Below are 20,053 nucleotides of genomic sequence, written 5' to 3' on the forward strand. Positions count from 1 at the left end.
CGGGGCCCGATGACAGACCGGCAGGGCAAACCATAACGACAGGAGATTCCCGTGCCCCGCCCCATCCTCAACCTCGACGAGCTCCAGTACTTCCCGATGGGCCATGGCGAACGCTTTGCCTGTCGCGTGAGCCTCGTCGGTCAGCAGATCGGCGCGCAGAAGCTCGGGTACAACGTCACGATCATCCCGCCCGGCAAGCGCGCGTTCCCCTTCCATGCCCACCGCGTGAACGAGGAGATGTTTTTCGTGCTCGAAGGCGAGGGCGAGATGCGTCTTGGCGCAGAACGACACCCGATTCGCCGCGGCGACATGATCGCGTGTCCGCCCTCCGGGCCGGCGTCCGCACACCAGTTCATCAATACGTCCGAGACTGATGAACTCAAACTCCTGTCCGTGAGCACACGGATGTCGCCCGAGTTCGTGGAATATCCCGACGCGGGCAACTTCGGCATCGTCGCCGAGCTCGGCCCGGACGCGGACGGAAAGCCGCGCACATTCCGATTCGTCGGGCGGGATGGCGAGAGCCGCGATTACTGGGAAGGGAACGAATAGGCGAGCGGTCAGGCCGAGGGCGAAGGCTCGTCGGGATCGGGGAGCAGGAGGCCCATGCTTATATCGTCGATGAAGAGCCCGTCGTCGCGACGAAGCAGCGCGCGGCGGGATCCTTCCTGCTGGAAGCCGAGGGATCGATAAAGCGCGATGGCGCGAGGGTTGTCGGCGCGAACGTGGAGTTCGACGCGGTGGATGCGGCCTCCATCCTCGTCACGATGGTCGCGTACCCAGCCGAGGAGCGCTTCGAGGAGCACGCGGCCGAGGCCGATTCCTTGCGCCTCGGGATGCACGCCGATGCCGAGGACGGCGACGTGTCGGACCATGCGGAACGAGAGGCGTAGGATCGACGCCTCGGCCACGATTCCGCGCCCCTCTTCCTCGGCGACCATGCAAAAGGCCGAGCCGTCCGTCGCCGCCATGCCCGCGCGTATTTGCAGCTCACCGTAGGTGATCGGGTCGTCGGGTAGTTCGTCGGGGTATTTGACGATTCCGTGCCGAGCGTCGACGATCGCGCGTTCAAGGTCGAGCAGGCCGGCAGAATCGGCGGGGTAGGTGGACATTCGGAGGAGGGCGCGGCGGCCTTTCCGGAGGGGGACGTGAGAGGGCGGGAACGGCGTGAAGGACATGGGCGTGCCGACCGAGCAAGCGCCCGCGGCCCTCGGAAGTCAAGCGCCCGCGCACGCCAGCGCCGCGGTTTCACACGAACGTCACGCCGCGCGTCGGATGCCCCGGCCGTGGCGCCGCTCGGGCGCGAGGGCACAACGCTCGAGATTCCCTCGTGTTGGATGCTCGATCCCCGCGCCTGGCGAACCACCCGTCCCAGCGAGTCCTGCGCCCACCGGCACGGAAAAAAGCACGATTCTCCCGCTCGCCTCCAGCCGGAGGAGGCCCTGATCCACGGACGAACGCGGGAGACCGAGGAGTTTGTCCCGGAGCACTGCGAGGGATACGATCTCGCCCGGGGCGGGCATGAGGCGGGCGAGTACGTAGAGGATTCGGGCCTCCACTGCGGCTTCCGGGCCCGCGTCGCGGGCCTCGCGCACGTGGTCGGCGAGGCGAACGACGGCGTCGAGCTGTTCCGGAGGGAGGCGCCACAATCCCGAAAGAATCTCCTCGAAGACGAACACACCGGAGGAGACGAGCGTGGTTGAGCTACTCGTACGCTCGCGCGCGGGCGGGAGAGGCGGTGGCACGGGAATGCGGCTAAATCGGGCGCGAATTCGATCGAGGAGATCACGAAGGCGAGACCGCCATCCGCTTTGGGGGACGCAGGAGGGGTCGACCATCGTCGGTCGCATGTCCTCGGGCCAGGTCGGCCGTTCGTGGATTCCGATCGGGACGTCGTCGTCCGATTCCGGCTGCGTGTGCATGGCTCCCTCCCGTTCTATTTTGATCACCGCTCGTAGGCGACCCGTCGAGACAAACTTCTCGGATTGGCCTTGTTTTCGTGCGCGCGAGCAGGGGTCCTCCGTTCGTGTTTGCCACGACGGGCCGCCTGCGAGCGGTGATCGTCTTCAAAATCGGGGATCGTCGTCCCCAGGCGGCCGCGCCACCATGCTCGCCCAGAATGAGAGGCAACGCGGCCGGCTGCGAACGACGATCCTTCGTGGGATACGGTCCCACGCGCCGGTCAGGGTTTGGGTTTATCCTCTTCCTTGATCGCAGCTTGCGTTTTCGTAGCTTCTTTCGCGGTCATCGATGCGAGGTTTTTTTCGGCTATCCGCTTGAGATTGGCGCACTCGTCAGCATGCGTGCTCTTGGGAAAAAGGCGCGCATGCTCCTTGAGCGTGTCGAGAGCTGCTCTCGGGTTTTTGTCTTTGAGCAGAGCTCGCGTCTGTGAAAGCAGCGGGACTTCGTGATCCTCATCCTTGAGGCGAGCCGTGGGCGCTTGCTCTGAGGGGAGCGGCACAGCGCTCGGTGTCGCAAAATCGCCCGACAGCGGGTTTTTCACGAAGGCGTTAGCGATCATCGAAACCTGGGGCGTTGTCGCGTGGAGCGAGGGGGCCCCGGCTGTCTGCGCCGAAGCGATACCTGCACCAAGATGCCCGAGGAGCATGCCCGCAAGCGCGGACGGGAGCGCCACGGCAAATGCGATCGTGAGTTTGAAAGGGAGAGCAGTCGTCCCGAGCCCCGGTTTGATCGAAGGAGGCGCCTCGTGCCTTGGCGTGCCTGCGGCGATCTTCGAGGCGTCGATCGCCCGCGACAAACGGCCCCAGCCGTCGAGCTGGGCCTTGGCGAGGACCTCGCTCGACTCCCAGGTTTGCGGCAGGAACCCGGCCAGCGAGAAGGACGCAAAGAGACTCGCCCGCGAGTTCTTCTCTGGATCGACCCCGAGGAGCGTTTTGACCCACCCCTCGAACGTCGTCTCGGCAGCGGTGAGGCGGAGCTGCACGGTCGAGCGCGCGATGCCGAGGCTCTTCGCGAGCGCGTGCAGCGGCTCCTCTTGGACGTGATACCGCAAGAGGAGCATCCGCTGGTCCTCGGGCATCCGATCGAGCGCTTCGAGAACGACCGCCGTCGTCGGTTCATCGGTCGCATGCTGATCGATCGCAGCGTCGATCACCTGCGGGGCGAGGCGTTCGAGCCGTCGCACGGCCTTGCGCCGGTAGTTTCGTACCATCTCGTAGCAGACGCGCGCGAGCCACCCCTGAGGATAGGCAGGGATGTCGTCGAAGTGGTTGTACGCGAAGACGAAGACCTCGTGAACAAGGTCGGCCACATCGGCATCACGGACCCGGAGACGACATAACGTACGCCACACGATGCGGAAGTTCTCCTCGTAAAACGTCCGGAACTCCTCCCGTGTGGGTGTGGTGTCGACCGCGGCTAGCATGATGGGCTGCGCCTCCACTGCTATATGTCGTCAGACCCCTCCGATGTACCGACGGCCGGAGAAGATTTTTGAAAAAGCTGAGCGGGAGGGGGTTTGGCGGTGGGATGGGTCACGTCGAAGGCGTAGACGAGACCAACCTGGACTGCGGCGGAGGCGTAGGGGTAGGTCCAGATTTCGCGGCCTTGGACAATTTCCCGGGGCGGATCGGGCACGAAGAGAACATCAAGTCGAGTCTGGAGGGTCAAGGACTGTTGCAGTGGGACCGACAAGCCACCGCGAAGGCCCACACCCCAGGTGAAAGTTGGGTTTTCCTCCAGAAACTTCCTTACTTGACTATCGTGCTCGATACTTCGATCCAGCCATCCGATTGAGATGAGGAGGCATTTGTCCAGCTGAAGCCAAGAACGTACCCTCGCGTGCTGGCACGGTATAAGCATTCCGAACTGCTGTGATCCGCGGATTCGGTATGGTTTTTCAATACGGGCACTCTGAGCGTCAAAGCGGGCTTCTACGCCTAATGAAAGTTCAGCTTGTCGGAGCCCAAGACCGAACACCAGCGAGGGAGACAAACCCGGTGTACTGCCGGACGCAGCGCCTCCAGCAAACGAAATCAGGATGCGCATGGGTGGCCCGGGCCAAGGTGGCCGCACTGCCCGCGCGGTTTGTACGGCGGTAGGCGGAGGGGGCGGGCTCGATCGTGGAATGGGTGGCGCCGGAAGCGGAGGGGGCGCAGAGGCAGCGACGGGTTGCTCAGGTTCCGGTGGATCGAGCGGATCGATGAGCATCCCGGCGCTGAAAGCCGCGTGTTGCAACAACCCGGCACAGTTCCATACAGGTTTTTCGTGCTCGGGCGCGCTTTGTTCCGAGCCAGAGGCGGGTTTCGCCACGATCTGGACGCGGACCTTCTTTTCGGAACGGTGGAAGACGACGGTGAGGAGATTCGATGCGTCAGGTAGGAACGGATTTCGTCCGACCTCCTGAGAGACGGCAGCACGGAACGCTGCCTCGCTCGGGCAAGCCTCTGCGCCCGGCTTGCGCACATAGTCGAGTCGATAGGTCTCCTGTGCGGCGGCGGGCGCTGCCAGGAGGCAGAGCGACGCTGCCAGTACCGTCCCCCCGCGGAGAGCCATGGTGCCCGACCCTACCAGCTAGGGGTGGGATCGAGCAAGGTGGCTTTACGAGAGGCAGCAGAACGTGATGGGTTTCTCCATCTCGATCTCGCCCGTGGACTCACCGCCCTGAGGGGAGCACGTACCGGGCAACCTTTCGATGACTTCGGCTTTCTTACTTCCAAGCGAGATACCCGACATCAGATCGTAGCACGGAGCAGACATGTCCGAAGAGACATACGGGGATAGTTGCTCGTTCGTGCAGGCGCTGTCCGTGTATACGTGGATCTGAACGGTGCACGAGCCTCCCGTGGGTGGAGAGCAAGTGCAAGCGCTGCACTCGCGTTTGTCGGTGCCCCCCTCGAAGAACACCGAGCGTTTGGTCCAGTCTTGAGGACAAACAACGTCCCCTGTTGCGTACACGCAGACATCGAAGGACGACGGCGGCTCCGGCGAGCAGGATGCGTACTTGCAGAGGGTTTTCCCGTCGTTCGCACAAGCCAATGCCGCGACCGAGAACGGCGTAGGCCACTCGTTGATGGTCCCGCCATACGGGATCGGGAGGTCCGTTGGTTCCTCCCCCAGGACGGGACAATCTCCCTCTACGACCACGGGCGGGGCCACGGAAAGGGAGCGGACACAGGGGACACCACCGCAGAGCTTGCCCTCCGAAAGAGCGTTGGCGGTCGTGCACGAACCGTCCCAGTTTGCCGGCGCGTCGAACGACGCACTCGCTGGCGGCGTGGGATCCTGACAAACGGTGGCGTGCGTATTCCAGGACGTCGGAAGCTGGCAGGCCCCCGGGGGTTCGCCGCAGGTGCATGTTGGGCAATCACGAGGTCCGAGCTGCGGGTCGGCCCAGGCCCAAACAGCCTCCTTTGTGCCCAACGGACAGAGGGGCAAACCGATGGCGGGCCCAGTGGCTACGAGGACGGGGCCTTCAAAACCGGCAGGCGTCTCAGGGGCGCATACGCCTGGGCATCCGACCGTGCCAGCGTCGGCGGGGCAGGTTTCCGGATCAGGAGGCCAACCCTCAGCAAGGCATTCCGCAAATTCTTCAGGTGTGCCTACGCCACAGACACACACAGCTTCATAGTGGGCGTCTTCGCTCCAGCCTACGTCACCACAGGCCAGGGCGACGAACGGCAGGATGACAGGTAGGGTGAGATATGGCCACAGCCGCATGATGAGCCCCTAAAACTAGATCAATACGAGGTCCAAGAGAGACTCCGGGGCACACCTCCCCAAGCATCCAACCGTATCGGCGTCGGTAGCCCCATCTGTGCCAGCATCGACGTCATCAGGGCACGTCTCGGGTTCCCGCGGATAACCTAGTTCAACGCACTCGGCGAAATCTTCAGGTGTACCGATTCCACAGACGCAAACGAACTTAAAATCCAAGTCCTCTCCCCACCCGAAGTCACAAGCCAATGCAAAAAACAGCAAACTTATCGGGAGAGCGAAAATTGGCCGCAGACGCATCAGTGAGACCCGCGTTTGAAAATCATCCATCATTCAAAGTCAAAAAATGCTTGCGAACTCTCATTGGTGCGTCCCGGGATCCAGTAGCACGCGGTTTGTCACGGAGGAAAGAGACAAGCGCCGACCTCGTGCAAGTTTTCGAGCACGAACCCGTCGCGGTTTTTCCGCGAACCACCCTCTACCTGGACATATGAACCGTCCGTGGACCAACCTTTCGGGCGCCCCCGCAAAAATCGACGCATCTGTGTCGTTTCTGGTGGACGATCTGCCTTCTCAACACACTTAGCTACCGGGAGGTTCTACCTCCCAAACCCGTTCGCCCAGGGAGCCACCGCCGAACCCCCGTCGGGAAAAAGTCGCCGGCCCCGACGAACTCTTCGGACAAAACGCCCTCTCGACACACTTAACAGGCAGGAGGAAACCGTACCCACTTGGGTAGGTGAATGTGCGATGAGTGTTTGGATCGAAGCTACTGGTGAGCCGCTTTGCCTGCAGTGGACCATCCTGCCCGGGCTCGAGCTCGTCGTGTCGCGCCTCTGCGGCAAGATCAACGTCGGCTACATTCTGGGGACCGACGGGGACGAAGTCATGCTCCGCGCCCGTCGAGACGACATGGAACGCAGTCGCGAACTGTTCCACCTCGCCTTCACCTGGGGCGAAGCGTGAAGCAGTCCCCCATGCCGCCGTCCTCCTCCTTATAGAGAGGGCGCGGCAGGGGCGTCGAGGTCGAGCACGGCCGGCTCATGCCCCGTCGCCCGGAGAAACCGCACGAGGTCCGTCCCCCGGATCGCCGTCGTGTGGTCGTTCGTCAGCGGATGGCAGTGCACCGGATCCCGCGCGAGGATCTTCGCATCAAGGACGACCTGCACCAGGCCGTCCCTGTCCATCATCGCGGCAAGCGGCGTGACCGATCCAGGCTCGACGCCGAGGTGCTGGCGCAAGCGCTCGTGCGAGCAAAACGAGACGTGGCCCGCGCCGATGCGGCGGCCGAGGTCCTTGAGGTCCACCGCGCGATCCTCGTCGAGCACGACGAGCCACATCGCGCCCTTCTTGTTGCGCAAGAAGAGGTTTTTCACGTGCGTGCCGTCGTGCCGCAGGCGATGGGCCTTGGCCTCCTCCACGGTGAAGACGGGCGGATGCACGACGGTCTCGGTCTCGATGCCGAGGGCCGCGAGCCGCTCGAAGAGCGCGTCCCTGGAGGAGCTCGTCATGCACGATTCGTTACCGCGCGAGGCGCCGTCGATCAACGTTTCGTGCGCGCATCTCCCCGGCAGCACACGCGTGCGCTACAGATGCGGCCTCGACCAAGGAGCGACGCGATGGCGAAGGATCTCGAAGGCAAAGTCTTTCTGGTGACGGGCGCGACCGAAGGCATCGGCAAGGCCGCCGCCCGGGACTTCGCGCAGCGAGGCGCGACGCTCGTGCTCGTCGGCCGCAGCCGCGAGAAGAGCGAGCGCGTGGTGCAGGAGCTGAAGGAGGCGAGCGGCAACGACAAGATCGAGCTCCTGCTCGGCGACCTCTCGAAGGTCGCCGACACCCGCGCCGTGGCCGAGGGCTTCCGCGCGAAGTACGACCGGCTCGACGTGCTCGTGAACAACGCCGGCGCCGTCTTCACCGACTACAAGCTCAGCGCCGACGGCATCGAGATGACGTTCGCCCTGAACCACATGGCCTACTTCGTCCTGACCACGAGCCTGCTCGACCTGATCAAGAAGACGCCGAAGGCCCGCGTGGTCAGCACGTCGAGCGACGCCCACAAGGTCGGCAAGATGGATCTCGCGACGGTCGCCAAGCGGAAAGGCAAGGCCGGCTTTGGCGCCTACGGCGACTCGAAGCTCGCCAACATCCTCTTCACGCGCGAGCTCGCCCGGCGCCTCGTGGGGTCGAGCGCGACGGCGAACTGCATGCACCCCGGCTACGTACGCACGGGGTTCGCGCTGAACACCGGCCCGATCGCGGCGATTTTCGTCAAGGCGGCCGCCGCGCTCTTCGCGCGGACGCCGGAGAAGGGCGCCGAGACGATCATCTGGCTCGCGACGAGCGACGACGTCGCGTCGTACAGCGGAGAGTACTTCTTCGATCGCGCCCTCACGCGCACGACGAGCCTCGCGAGGAACGACGACCTGGCGAAAGGCCTGTGGGAGCTGTCGGAGAAGCTCTCGGCCTGAACGCGGGGTACGATCCCCCGCATGACGTTCTCCCCCGACACGTACGCGCGCGCCCTCAGCTTCGCAGCCGAGGCCCACGGCGCGCAACGCGTGCCCGGTACGCAGCATCCGTACATCACCCACGTTGCCAAGGTCGCCGCGGAGATCCTCGCGGTCGCGACGAAGGACACGTTCGACGTGGATCTCGCCATGACGTGCGCGTTGCTCCACGACACGCTGGAGGATACGAGCGCGTCCGAGGACGAGATCACGAGGATCTTCGGCGATTCCGTGGCGCGCGGGGTGCGCGCGCTGAGCAAGGATGCACGCCTGCCGAAGGGAGAGCAGATGGCCGATTCGCTCGCACGCATCCAGCGCGAGCCTCGCGAGGTGTGGATGGTGAAGCTCGCCGACCGCATCACGAACCTCGCCGCGCCGCCGCCGTACTGGTCGCGGGAAAAGCGGATCGCGTACCGCGAGGAGGCGAGGCGGATCCTCTCGGCGCTGGGCCCGGGGAGCGCGCCGCTCGCTTCGAAGCTCGAAGCGAAGATCGAGGCGTACGGCGACTACCTCGGAGACACGCCGTAGTCCGCGCCCGCGTCCCTCACCGCTCGCCGAGCCAGATCGCTGCGAACTCCATCACCCGCGCGTTGTCGGGTACCTGCTCCAGGAAGTTCTGTCGCCAGCGCGGATCGCTGATCCGATCCGCCCGCTTGAGCAGCCTCCGCCGCGCCTCCGTGATGCGGCGGAGCGCCTCCTCCTCGGCGCCGTTCACACGGAGCGCGAGCGCGTAGGTCCACTGGATCAGGCTCTCGCCCTCCTCGATCCCTTCGAGCCGACCGAGGATCTGCATCGCCTCCGAGGCCTTCGTGTACGCCTCCCGCATGTTGTTCCGGGCGATCGCGATCGCCGCGATGAGCGCGAGCGCGCAGGCCCGCGCCGCGGGCACGCCCTCGGAGACCTCCATCGCGTGCCGCGCCATCGTGAGCGCCTCGTCCGTGCGTCCCGCGAGCCGCAGGATGATCGAGAGGTAGACCCGCACGAACCCCTCACCGCGCCGGTTGCCCTGTCGCACGAGGAGCTCGAGCGCCGCCGTCTCCACGGTGATCGCCTCCGTCAGGTTCTCCATGTGCGCGAGCGCGTAGCCGAGGTTCGCGAGCAGCGAGGAGACGAAGTCGAGTTGCATCGGCTCGGCGATCGCCTGCGCCTCGCGGAACGCCGCGACCGCGAGGGCGTACGCGCCGAGCTGCAGGTAGGCGTTGCCGATGTTGCAGCGCTGCAAGCAGGCGTTGCGCATGTCGCCCGCCGACGTGAAGTTCTCCACGGCCGACTCGACCCGCCGCACGTAGGCGATGAGATCCCCCTCGTGCAGCGCGATCTCCGCGCGCGCCACGTCGAGCCACCCGAGCACGAACGAGCTCACCACGCTGTGCCGCTGCGCGAGCCGCTGCGCGCCGGCGAAGACCTGGTGCGCTCGATCCGGCAGGCCCGCGCGCACGAGCGCGATGACGAGGCGCCCCGCCGTTACGATGTGCGCTTCGCTGATCACGCCCTCGCGCGCGAGCGCCGCGAGCTCGTCGACGAATGCCTCGATCTGCGCGACGTCGCCCATGCTGCCCGACGCGATGACGAGGTGACCGAGCGCGGCGTGATAGGCCGTGCTCCCTCGCGGCAGGCCCGTGATCGCCTCTTCGGCCGCGCGCCTCGCCTCGACCGTGTTCCCGAGCCAGCGATGGGCGATCGCCTGCACGAGCCGCATGCGCGCGATCGTCTCCGGCGTGCCCGACGCCTCGATCGCGCGTGCCGCGTGCGCCGCCGCGTCGCGCAGCGCGTTCACGCCGAGCGCGTCGAACGCGGCGTTCTCGTCGGCGGTCGGGGGCGCGCCGGGGAAGAGCGCGGTCGCGTCGCGCCACTCGATCTCCGAGCGCGGGAGCGTGGCGATCGTCGTGCTCGCGAGGCTTGCGATCGCCTCGTCGAGCTCGGTCACCGTGTCCTCGTCGAGGACGAGATCCGCCGGGTCGAGCTCCAGCACGTCCGCGCCGCTGGCCTCGTGCGCCTCCTCCACCTCGTCGCGCGGCTCGTGCGCCTCCTCGCCCTCGTCCTTCGGGCCTCGTGTCGGCGCGAGCACCACGCGGTGCGAGATGTTCTCGTAGGCGAAGACGAGCTGTCTCGGAATGCCTGCATCGACGGGTAGCGCCCCTCGCGCGCCTGCACGAGCGCGCCCTGGACGACCTCCAGGAAGGCCGCGGGGATGTCGTCGACGAGCGTGGACAAGATCGGCGGCGCCTCCGTGACGATCTTGATGAGCACGGCCTGGTGCGTGGGGCCGTCGAAGGGGCGCCGACCGGAGAGCAGCTCGAAGAGCACCGCGCCGACGGACCAGACATCGGCGCGCGCGTCGATCCCCGGATCTCCTTTCGCCTGCTCGGGCGCCATGTACTCGGGGGTGCCCATGACGACGCCGCTCAGCGTGAGCTTGCGCTTCGGGTCGAGCGTGTTGACGCGAGCGAGGCCGAAATCGATGAGCTTCGGGACGATCTCGCCGGACGTCGAATCCGTGAGGACGATGTTCTCCGGCTTGATATCGCGGTGCACGATGCCCCGGCGGTGCGCGGCGATGAGCGCGCCCATGATCGGGACCATGATCGTCATCGCCTCGTGCTCGGTGAGCCGGCCGCGCGGCGCCAGGTATTCGCGCAGGCTCTCGCCTTCGAGCAGCTCCTGCACCATGTAGAACGTGCCGTCGCGGCGCTGCCCCACCTCGTGGATCGTGACGACGTTCGGGTGCTGGATCGCGGCCGTCGTCTGCGCTTCGCGGCGGAAGCGAGCGATCATGCCGGGGTCGCGATCGTAGTTCGGGTGCATCAGCTTGATCGCGACGCGCCGCTCCACGAACATGTCCCAGGCCTCGAAGACGGTGCCCATCGAGCCCGCGGCGATGAGGCGTTGCAGCGTGAACTTGCCGGCGATCTGCATCCCCGGCTTGAACGTCGCCTTTTCGAGCTCCGCCGCGCGCGCCGCGCCCTCGTCGGCCCCCTCCGGGGAGGGAGGACCCGCGCGCGGATCGTCTTTGCGGCGTTGCCAGAAGCGAAGCATGGGCGCTCTTCCTCAGCGAGGAACCGTGAGGACAACGCGAGCCACGTTGGGTGTCAAGGTGCCCGTCCTTCAAGCGAAATCTCTGCACGCTGGGGTCCGAGCGTGCAGTGCCTCACGCGCCCAGCTCGAAGAGCTGCATCGCCACCAGCGCGACGCAGTCGGGCTCGCGCGAGTCCGACACGATTTGCCGAAGCTCGTGGAAGTACCGCACGTGCAAGGCCCGCAGCCGTTCGAGATCACGGCGCGCGACGCTGACCAGGTTGTACGAGTACAGCCCCGGAGCGCCGCGAAGCTGCCGGCGCGCGGCGACGTCGAGCCAGTGCGCTTTCAACCGTTGCCGCGGCTCGGCGGGGCCTCGGGTCATGTCGACCGTCTCGGCCGTGGCCGCGTACCGCCCCTCATGCCATCGGACCAGGCCCGCGCGTGACAGGGCTTCGAGGCACGCGCGCACCTCGTCGTCGGGGAGCCCGAGGCGAGCGGCGACCCAGGCATCGTCATGGCAGGGCAGGGCCGCGTAGCTCGCGAGCTCGAGGACGCGCAGGACGGCGTGTGACCAGGGGAGCTCGGTCGCGACCCGGCGGCGCTCCTCCAGCACACGGAAGTCGCGCGCCACCGAGGGCACCTGGCTCGGCGGGACGAAGAGGGCGAGGAAGTCGAGGAGCCGGTCGGTGGTCGCGTCGACGATGGCGAGCACATCGGGGAGACGGGGCTGGGAGGTGCCCGCCATGAAGCGCGACACCTGGGATGCGCTGCGCCCGATGCGGGAGCCGATCTCGGCGTTGCTCAGGCCGCCCTTGATGACCTGAAAGAAGGCGGCCGTGAGGGCCGGGTCGGAGACGGCGACGTCTGCGCCGAGGGCCGACTCCTGGCGCACGAACTCCGAGAGCGCGCGATGAACGTCGACGCCGTTGTACGCCGCGACGCGAAGCAGCGTGGGGAGCGTGGGAAAGCGTCGCCCGGACTCCCAGCCGAAGGCGACGTTCGTCCCGTACCCGAGCCGAACGCTGAGCTGCCGCTGCGAGCGCCGACCGCGGATCGCTCGGCAAAAATCCTTAGCGATTCCATCGTACTGCGCCTTCTTGTATCGCATATATGCATCGATTCTAGCAGATCGGCACGATAGATAATGCGTATGTGCGCTACGCGGCGCTTGCGCTGGCCCCCGCGCTGCGGCAATTGGTGGGGCGAAGGAGGCTTTCGATGAACGTACGGCTTGCTTGCTGGGCTTTGGCAGGACTGCTCGTGGGATGCTCGACGACCGGGGGACAGACGGGGGAGATCGGTGCCGATCCCTGCGATTCCTTCTCACCGGTGGGTCCGGCCGCGGAGCATGGCCTCACCGACCCGACGCCCCTTGGCGTGAGCGGCCAGGAGGCCCTCGATGCGACGGGCGGGACCGGGAGTTTTGACGTGGCGTGGGCCAATGGAACGAAGAGCGCCGTGAGCTGGTCTCTCGCTGCCGATACCGAGAGCTCGCCGGTGGTGGCCTACTTCGACCGCAACAATGAGTGTGCCGACGGGTATTTGAAGGTCCTCGTGCTCGGGCAGGCGTCGAGCGCCGATGGCATTCTCGCGCACGAGCAGCGCGGGGAGCTCTATCGGGGCGACGACGGGGCCGCGCACCTTCGCCTGGCCTTCGTCTTCGACGAAAACCCGTTCCCGGACGTGTATGCCGGCGGTGGGTCGGGGGACAGTTGCTCCCTGTGCGGCTCCAACTTCGAGCTGGCCGTCGATGCGCGCTGGGAGTCGGGCGCGTCGACCCCTCGGGGCCATGTGGACCTGATCGAGAACGGGTCGCTGCTCGGCGAAGTCGGTACCTTTTGAGCTCCGATTGTTCGGATCGACCGCGCCGCGTCCGCTCGGATTACCGCTCGTCCTCGCGCACGTACGCCACGATCGCGTCGAGCGTCGGCCGTTCGCGAGGCGAAATGAGGCGTGCAGGTTTGTCCGCGCGAACGGCGGCGAAGCGGTTCGATCCGAACACGGCGAGCGTGACGTCGAGATAGGTCTCGAACGACATGAAGTCGGAGCTATCGAGATCGGCCCCGTGATCGGTGGACACGAGGACCACGGGTTCGGGGCCGACGATCAAGTCGGCGTGGTTGTACTTGCTGAAGTTGTCGAGCGTGATGGCCTTCAGCGGGCGCTCGGGATCGAGCTGTTGGCCGAAGAAGAGCTCTTCCTGCCCTGGCAGGAGCTCATTCACATGGAAATCCCTCTGCCAGTCGGGCTGGAATGCGGCGGCGATGGGCAGCAGGTTGATGCAGCCCGGAGGCGCGTCGTAATCGGGGAAGTCGTACGGGTCGGTCCGGGTATACGTGCTGCCGCGGAGGCCCCATTCCAGGAAAACGCCGTTGTGCGCCGTGTAAAACTCTAGAATAGCGTCCGGCAGCGTCATGCCGGCGGCTTGCTCCGCGCGCGAGAGCGCGGCGCCGGCGGCCGGGGAGCCGAAACGGAAGTCGAACACCTCGACGTCCGGGTGCGCGCGCAGCGCTCCGACCATGGCTTCCAGTCGTTCACGAAATGAGGCGGCCATGGGGGCGGATCAGACGTCCTCGCGCGACGCACTGTCAAGCCTCGGCGGCGCGGAGCGTGGCGAACATGACGCTTGCGCGTGCGGCTGCCGTGCGCTACCACGCTCGGGCTCACGATCCTATCCGGCGAGCATGCGCGGGCAGAGCCCTGCGTGCTTGCGTCCGAACGAAGGCGACCGGGAAGGCGTGGCGGTGCGCACCTTGATGAGTGTCGCGCCGCGGTGGAGCGGCCAGACGGGTCGTTTCACGCCCTTCCCGAACCCTGGCGGCTCGGCGGGAGGGGGAGAGCGACAAGCACACCCTTCACGGGTTCGGGCCGCGAGAGAGCATTTTCATCGTGACTTTTTCCGTTCCCGGGCGGCCCACGGCGGCCCCCGTCGAGGCGCCGCGTGCCGAGAGCAGCGCGCCGCTCGCTCCCGTTTCCATGGCCTCCGAGGCCCCGGGCGCCGCGTTCGTCGCGCTCGGCCTTGCGGCTCCGCTCGTGCGCGCCCTCGTCAAAGAGGGGTACGAGCGTCCGACCCCCATTCAATCGCAGTCCATCCCCGAGGCGCTCTCCGGCCGTGATTTGCTGGGCTGCGCGCAGACCGGCACCGGCAAGACGGCGTCGTTCGTCCTGCCAATCCTCCAGCGCCTCTCGAAGACGCAGCGGCACGGCGGCATTCGCGCGCTCGTCCTCACGCCGACGCGCGAGCTCGCCGCGCAGATCGGCGAGCGCGTGACCGCGTACGGGCGGCACCTCGGCCTCCGCCACACCGTCATTTACGGCGGTGTGGGGCAGCGGCCGCAGGAGGAGAACCTCGCGAAGGGCCCCGACCTGCTCGTCGCGACGCCCGGCCGCCTCCTCGATTTGATGCAGCAAGGGTTCGTGCGCCTCGATCGCGTGGAGGTCTTCGTCCTCGACGAGGCCGATCGGATGCTCGACATGGGCTTCATCCACGACGTGCGGCGCGTCGTCGCCGCGCTGCCCAAGCAAAGGCAGACGCTCTTCTTCTCGGCGACGATGCCCCGCGAGATCGCCGCGCTCGCCGATAACATCCTGGTCGATCCGGCGCGCGTCTCGGTCACGCCGGCGCGCGCTGCGGCCGACACGGTCGAGCAATCGATCTTCTTCGTCGAGAAGGCCGACAAGCGCGCGCTGCTCGAGCGTCTCCTGCGGACGTCGAGCGTCGAGCGCGCGCTCGTCTTCACCCGCACGAAGCACGGGGCGAACCGCATCTCCGAGCAGCTCGTGCGCGCCGGCATCGAGGCCCTCGCCATTCACGGCAACAAGTCGCAGGGCGCCCGCGAGCGCGCGCTCGATCGGTTCCGCCGCGGCGTCACGCCCGTGCTCGTCGCCACGGACATCGCAGCGCGCGGCATCGACGTCGAGGGCGTCTCGCACGTCATCAATTACGACCTGCCGAACGTGCCCGAGAGTTACGTGCACCGGATCGGCCGCACGGGTCGTGCGGGTGCGACGGGCAGCGCCATTTCGTTCTGCGATCGCGAGGAGCGCGCCTTGCTCGCGGATATCGAAAAGCTGCTCCGCCGCCGCATTCCCGTCGCGGAGGGGCAGGCGCCTCCCGCCGAGGAGATGCCCGCTCTGCGCCCCGCTCCGCGCCCGGAGCCGCGCCGCGCATTCGCGCCCGAGCAGCCGCGCCCCCGGGGCCCGCGCCCGCCGCGTCCCCCGCGCGGCCGTCGGAGCTGAGTTCCGACGATTGTGCACGGGCCACGCGCGCGTTATCTTCGCGTGCATGGCCCGTGTTCCGACCAGGCGCCACTTCCTCCTCGCCGCGGGGGCTGCCCTTCCTGCGGCGACGTTCGCCCTGCTCGCGCGTGAGTCCGACGCGCCTTCGCCCCTCGCCGCGGGGGGCGGGCTCGATCCCGACGCGCGCCCCGTGCGGCGGATCGTCCAGGCGCAGCCCACGCGGGACGGCGCCGGCGTGCGCCTCTCGCGCGCGCTCGGGGGCCAGGCGCTCCCCGATCTCGACCCGTTCCTCCTTCTCGACGAGTTCCACACCGATCGCGCCGAAGATTACATCGCGGGATTCCCCGACCATCCGCACCGCGGTTTCGAGACCGTCACGTACATGATCCATGGCGCGATGGAGCACCGGGACAGCGTGGGGAATCGGGGGCGCCTTGGCCCGGGCAGCGCGCAATGGATGACCGCGGGGCGCGGGCTCATTCATTCCGAGATGCCGAAACAGGAGCAGGGGCTCATGTGGGGCTTTCAGCTCTGGGTGAACCTGCCGGCCGCGCGGAAGATGACGAAGCCGCGGTATCAGGACATCCCGCCTTCGGCGATTCCCGAGGTCGATATCGTGGACGCCCGGGTGCGCGTGGTCGCCGGGGAGGCGGGCGGCCGGCGCGGGCCCGTGGACGGCGTCGTCGTCGCGCCGAGCTTGCTCGACGTCACGCTGGCTGCGGGCGCGAGCTTTGGGCATGCGCTCCCGATCGAGCACAATGCATTCGTGTACGTCATCGACGGCGCCGCGCGGATCGGGCCGGAGGGCACGCCCGTCGCGCGGGGCGAACTCGCCGTGCTCGGCGCGGGGCGATCAGCCGTCTCGACGAGCGCCACCGGGGCGCGCCTCTTGCTCCTCGCGGGGCAGCCCATTGGCGAGCCCATTGCGCGCCGCGGCCCCTTCGTGATGAACACGGCCGAGGAGATCCGGCAGGCCTTCGAGGATTATCGCTCGGGGCGCCTCGCGGGCGGCTGATCAAGCGGGCGCGGCTCGACGGCGTGCGCTTCAACGCATCTCGACCCCGATCGACATGGGTTTGCCGCCGCGAACGATACGCACGTCGAGCCGGTCGGCGGCGCGTAGCCGCGCGAACGCCTCCATCAGCTTCGTGAGATCTCCCATCTCGAATCCGTTGATGTTGTCGAGCCGATCCCCATTCTGAAGCCCGAGCATGCTGGGCAACGAGCCGGGCCGGACTCCGCTGACCCGCAGGCCAGCGACCCTGTCGCCTTCGCGCACGGGCGCGAAACGCGCCGCGCCAAGGAGGTCCGGACGTTCGAGGATCGTGTCGACGATCGATCGTTCCACGACGTAATGGTTGTCCGCGTCCTTGCGAATCCCATTCGCGATCTCGGGCGGCACACGCGAGCCCGCGGCGGGCTTCGACGGCGCGCCTCGAGGCTCCTTCCGCGCCGCATTGTCCTCGCGCTGCTCGTGCAAGGGGAGCTGGCATCGCGCCTCGCCTTGCCGGAGCCATACACGATCCCAGGCCATGGCGTGCACCGTGCGCCCGCCGATGTCGTCTCCCAGCCGACGCAGCGTCGCTTTGCCGTCCGACCCTGCAATGGCCGCGAACGACCAGAGCGCGTCGTCAGCCTCCGTGATGAGCAGGACCTTGGCCGCGTCGCAGATCGGATCGGCGTACGGATCCCCGAGCGGCTTGGCGGGCTCCGGGGCCCCGTCGTCCGGCGGGTCGTGGCGCGTGAGGGGGCCGGTGATCGAATCGAAGGGGTTTCGTCCGAGAATGGCCTCGCCATGTTTCTCGTCTTGCAGCGCGGCCAGCGCATTCCGCACCTTCGACGACGGCCTCGGCGAGAGCGGCTCGAACGGCGGACCCGTGAGGCTCGACGAGACGAGCCGTCCGAGCCCGGCTGCCTGGAAATAGGCGACGAGACCCACGAGCACGACCAGGACCGCGGGGAACCATCGTTTCAAACGGGCGTCGAATCCCATGAACAACGGGAACAAGCGAGCCTCGTGCCAGCTTTCGAACGTTGCAGATCCCCGCGAGAACGGCTCGGAGCCCGCCCGGACGGGCGACAAAATGGCCCGCGCGCCGCGGATCAGCGCCCTGCTTCTGTCAGCTTGGCACGCGCGGCGTGGGCATCGAGGAACTGCGACACCTCTGCGAGCACCGCGGGGGAGATGTCGCGCCCGATGTCGTCCGGCTTGATCCGCGTGGCGTCTGGCTGCGTGATGCAGTTCAGGGCGTGCGTGACACAATCGAGCACGCGCACCCGATGCGGGGCGCGTGACGCGCCGTCGAGCCATTTCGCCCAGCTCTCGATCTCCGAGGGCGCGACGTTGTAATCGTAGTTCCCGCCGAGCACGAGCAGCGGCCTGTCGAGCTTTCGAGCAAGCTCGGGCGCCCGCCTCGCCAGCTCGATCCACGATTCCCACAGGCCCGGCGGCTGCCCGAGGATGGGCGCGCCGAGGTGCGTCCCTCGCTCGATTTGCCGGAGCGCCTGCGCGGCCGCGAGCAATTCACGACCTTCCGCCTCGGCGCGCGCCGGCTGCCCGGCCATGGTGAAGGACCAGCGGACGCGCTCGCTTTGCTGCTCCAGCAAGACGGTCATCGTGTGGAAGGGCGGCGCCAGCATGACCCCGGCGCGCACCCGCGGCCTGTCCGAGAGCAGCACGGGCACGAGCTCCCCGCCTTCGCTGTGCCCCGCGAAAAAGAGGCGATCGGGATCGATCTCGGGGCGCTCTGCGACCGCGTCGAGCGCCGCCTCGGCGTCGAGCACGTATTCGGTCGTGGCGAACTCCACTTCGAGAAGGGAGTATGGAACGGACGTGAAGCCACCATCGGCGCAATCGTTGAATGCGCCGCACGTGCGTTTGTCATACCGATACACAGCGTACCCATGATCGGCGAGCGCGTCGGCGAGGCGCTGGTAGACGGGGAGCTCGAAGCCGAAGCCGAGCCCGATCTGTCCACGCATCACGCCGTCGCGCGACATGGGGCCGCTCCCGTGCACGATGACCACGGCGGGCACACGCTCCCCCTCCTCACGCGTGGGCAACGTCAACGTCCCGTCGAGACGCCAGAGGCCACGATCAAAGGCGAAGGTCACTTCTTCTTTCGGAAGCCGCGGCCGAGCAGGCTCTGCGGTTTTTTGCGTGGGCGCGGCCTTCGGGCTGCTCGCGCGGGGAGCCGCGGGCGGCGCCGACCCGCAGGCACCGAGGAGCGACACCACGAGCAGCAGCGATGCGAGACGCATGGGTTCCCTCCCGACAGCCGAACAGCGCACGCCTTGGATGGTGCCATCCCTGCGAGCGGGGTTCAATCCCGTGTCGCGGCGATCGCGGCCGTCAGCGCCGTGATTTTCTCCTCGTCGGACTTGTCGAGCGGGAGGGCGACATCCGGGGCGATGCCCTCCACTTCGTTCGTCCCATCGGCGAGGAAACGCGCGCAGTTTGGCATTCGCACCTCGAAGCCGATTTCCCGGAGCTCGACGCGCCCCCCGCCGTTCACGTATCCACATCCCGCGCCTGCCGTGCGCACGCCGAGGATCGTGGCCACGTGATTGTCCTTGAACCAGGCGACGAAATCCTCGGAGGCCGAGCCCGTGCCGCGATCCGCGAGGACGAACAGCGGGCCCTTCCAGGCGCCTTTGCCTTCGAGTGTCGCCATCCCGGGCGGCTCGCCGAAGATCGAGCACACCTTTTCGCCCTTCCAGATCGGCGTCCGATCACAGCTCGGCGAGACGATCCGGGCCTCGCTCCGTCGCAATGTGCTGCCCGTGAACAGAGGCACGGCTTCCGAGACCCACTCGGTGCCACCGCCATTGCCGGTGAGATCAACGACGAGCCGTTTGGCCCCGCGATCCCGCAGCGCTCCGATCGCCCTCTGCAAGGCCTCCTGGAGTTTGGCCCGGACCGCGAGTCGCAAGGCATCTTCATCCATTCCCGCGGCGAAAACTGCCTCGCAGGTGGCGAGGTACCTGTCCTCCCCGAAATGGGCAATCTGAATCACGCCGAGCTCGCCGGCCACACCCGCGGAGAAGGGCGCCTCGTGCACGGCCGTGAAGCCGGGCATTTTCTTGAAGGGAAAACGAAAATCGACCGGGCGCGCCTCGTACCCGGCCGCCGTGCAGCTCGCGACGGGAGTGGGAGGCGTTTCGGGCGCCGCTGCGCTTTGCAAAGGCGGCGCGCTCGGGCGGCCGGCACCCCGCGTCAGCTTGAAATGCGGATCCTGAAACGTGCGAACGAAGCGACGGAGGGCGAGGAAGGCCTGCACCCGCGTGAACGCGCCGCCGAGCGAGGCACGCGTGTCGCGGTCGAGCTTCGTGAGATCGACGCCGCGATGCTCGACCATCCAATCGAGGTTCGCGTACTCCTTTGCCATCGCGACCTCGAGCACCTCGAAATCGCGCTGCCACGCGCCGCGGTCGAACGTGACGACATCCCAGCCGAGGAGCCCGAGCACGATCGAGAGCAGTCCGATTCCGATCCGGCGGAACACCTTCCGCCCCCTCTTGCGGCTCTCCTTCGGCGACGTGGCGCCTCCGCCTTGCGTTTCGCTCATGTGCGGGCGATGTCTACCGCATCCCGTCCGGCGATGCACCTTCCG

The 20,053-nt window shown here is 67.2% G+C and carries 18 protein-coding genes and 1 pseudogene; 7 read left to right on the forward strand and 12 right to left on the reverse strand.

The window, feature by feature from the left end; genetic code table 11:
• The first annotated feature begins 51 nt into the window (after positions 1-51).
• On the forward strand, positions 52-552 hold the full coding sequence (locus tag POL67_RS03460) for a cupin domain-containing protein (RefSeq protein WP_271915592.1): 501 nt from the start codon (positions 52-54) through the stop codon (positions 550-552).
• 8 nt (positions 553-560) lie between these two features.
• Here the strand turns inward: POL67_RS03460 and POL67_RS03465 are convergent, their stop codons facing one another.
• The 4 genes and pseudogenes from POL67_RS03465 to POL67_RS54075 form a co-directional block, all read right to left on the reverse strand.
• Positions 561-1,112, reverse strand: coding sequence for a GNAT family N-acetyltransferase (locus POL67_RS03465; protein WP_271915594.1), 552 nt, complete (start codon positions 1,110-1,112; stop codon positions 561-563).
• Positions 1,113-1,259: 147 nt separating this feature from the next.
• Complete coding sequence (locus POL67_RS03470) at positions 1,260-1,922, reverse strand: hypothetical protein (RefSeq protein ID WP_271915596.1); 663 nt, start codon at positions 1,920-1,922, stop codon at positions 1,260-1,262.
• A gap of 260 nt (positions 1,923-2,182) precedes the next feature.
• Entirely contained in the window at positions 2,183-2,944 is a 762-nt protein-coding gene (locus tag POL67_RS03475) for a hypothetical protein (RefSeq protein ID WP_271915598.1), read from the reverse strand.
• Between the two features lie 36 nt (positions 2,945-2,980).
• Positions 2,981-3,385 (reverse strand): annotated as a pseudogene (locus tag POL67_RS54075) (RNA polymerase sigma factor); the annotation flags it as partial.
• 3,041 nt (positions 3,386-6,426) lie between these two features.
• On the opposite strand from POL67_RS54075, the gene POL67_RS03485 reads away from it, so the two are divergent.
• Positions 6,427-6,642 (forward strand): hypothetical protein, encoded by a 216-nt coding sequence (locus POL67_RS03485; protein WP_271915601.1) that lies wholly within the window; start codon positions 6,427-6,429, stop codon positions 6,640-6,642.
• Positions 6,643-6,671: 29 nt separating this feature from the next.
• Here the strand turns inward: POL67_RS03485 and POL67_RS03490 are convergent, their stop codons facing one another.
• On the reverse strand, positions 6,672-7,187 hold the full coding sequence (locus tag POL67_RS03490; protein ID WP_271915602.1) for a prolyl-tRNA synthetase associated domain-containing protein: 516 nt from the start codon (positions 7,185-7,187) through the stop codon (positions 6,672-6,674).
• A 108-nt stretch (positions 7,188-7,295) separates the two neighbouring features.
• Here POL67_RS03490 and POL67_RS03495 point away from each other — a divergent pair, with 108 nt between their 5' ends.
• Entirely contained in the window at positions 7,296-8,144 is an 849-nt protein-coding gene (locus tag POL67_RS03495; protein WP_271915603.1) for an SDR family oxidoreductase, read from the forward strand.
• 21 nt (positions 8,145-8,165) lie between these two features.
• Positions 8,166-8,711, forward strand: a complete 546-nt coding sequence (locus POL67_RS03500) for an HD domain-containing protein (RefSeq protein WP_271915604.1) — start codon at positions 8,166-8,168, stop codon at positions 8,709-8,711.
• 16 nt (positions 8,712-8,727) lie between these two features.
• Here the strand turns inward: POL67_RS03500 and POL67_RS54080 are convergent, their stop codons facing one another.
• From POL67_RS54080 to POL67_RS03510, 3 genes are all read right to left on the reverse strand, one after another.
• Entirely contained in the window at positions 8,728-9,882 is a 1,155-nt protein-coding gene (locus tag POL67_RS54080; protein ID WP_373372397.1) for a tetratricopeptide repeat protein, read from the reverse strand.
• A gap of 224 nt (positions 9,883-10,106) precedes the next feature.
• Positions 10,107-11,219, reverse strand: a complete 1,113-nt coding sequence (locus tag POL67_RS03505) for a serine/threonine-protein kinase (RefSeq protein ID WP_271915605.1) — start codon at positions 11,217-11,219, stop codon at positions 10,107-10,109.
• A gap of 112 nt (positions 11,220-11,331) precedes the next feature.
• Positions 11,332-12,309 carry a DUF4423 domain-containing protein gene (locus POL67_RS03510; RefSeq protein ID WP_271915606.1) on the reverse strand — a complete coding sequence of 326 codons (978 nt, stop codon included), beginning with the start codon at positions 12,307-12,309 and terminating at the stop codon, positions 11,332-11,334.
• 110 nt (positions 12,310-12,419) lie between these two features.
• Between POL67_RS03510 and POL67_RS03515 the strand changes: the two genes are divergently transcribed.
• The gene (locus tag POL67_RS03515; protein ID WP_271915607.1) at positions 12,420-13,043 is read left to right on the forward strand and encodes a hypothetical protein; all 624 of its coding nucleotides are present in this window, start codon (positions 12,420-12,422) and stop codon (positions 13,041-13,043) included.
• Positions 13,044-13,083: 40 nt separating this feature from the next.
• Here POL67_RS03515 and POL67_RS03520 read toward each other — a convergent pair whose 3' ends face one another.
• Positions 13,084-13,722 carry an SMI1/KNR4 family protein gene (locus tag POL67_RS03520; protein ID WP_271915608.1) on the reverse strand — a complete coding sequence of 213 codons (639 nt, stop codon included), beginning with the start codon at positions 13,720-13,722 and terminating at the stop codon, positions 13,084-13,086.
• A 368-nt stretch (positions 13,723-14,090) separates the two neighbouring features.
• Here POL67_RS03520 and POL67_RS03525 point away from each other — a divergent pair, with 368 nt between their 5' ends.
• Together POL67_RS03525 and POL67_RS03530 are read left to right on the forward strand one after the other, a co-directional pair.
• Positions 14,091-15,440, forward strand: coding sequence for a DEAD/DEAH box helicase (locus POL67_RS03525; RefSeq protein WP_308789504.1), 1,350 nt, complete (start codon positions 14,091-14,093; stop codon positions 15,438-15,440).
• A gap of 46 nt (positions 15,441-15,486) precedes the next feature.
• On the forward strand, positions 15,487-16,455 hold the full coding sequence (locus POL67_RS03530) for a pirin family protein (RefSeq protein ID WP_271915609.1): 969 nt from the start codon (positions 15,487-15,489) through the stop codon (positions 16,453-16,455).
• 30 nt (positions 16,456-16,485) lie between these two features.
• On the opposite strand, the gene gspC is transcribed toward POL67_RS03530, so the two are convergent.
• From gspC to POL67_RS03545, 3 genes are all read right to left on the reverse strand, one after another.
• Positions 16,486-17,415, reverse strand: a complete 930-nt coding sequence (gene gspC / locus POL67_RS03535) for a type II secretion system protein GspC (protein ID WP_271915610.1) — start codon at positions 17,413-17,415, stop codon at positions 16,486-16,488.
• Positions 17,416-17,543: 128 nt separating this feature from the next.
• Complete coding sequence (locus tag POL67_RS03540) at positions 17,544-18,701, reverse strand: alpha/beta hydrolase family protein (protein WP_271915611.1); 1,158 nt, start codon at positions 18,699-18,701, stop codon at positions 17,544-17,546.
• Between the two features lie 62 nt (positions 18,702-18,763).
• Positions 18,764-20,008, reverse strand: coding sequence for a S41 family peptidase (locus POL67_RS03545; protein ID WP_271915612.1), 1,245 nt, complete (start codon positions 20,006-20,008; stop codon positions 18,764-18,766).
• Positions 20,009-20,053 lie beyond the last annotated feature (45 nt).

This window comes from Polyangium mundeleinium, assembly GCF_028369105.1.
GTDB lineage: Bacteria > Myxococcota_A > Polyangia > Polyangiales > Polyangiaceae > Polyangium > Polyangium mundeleinium.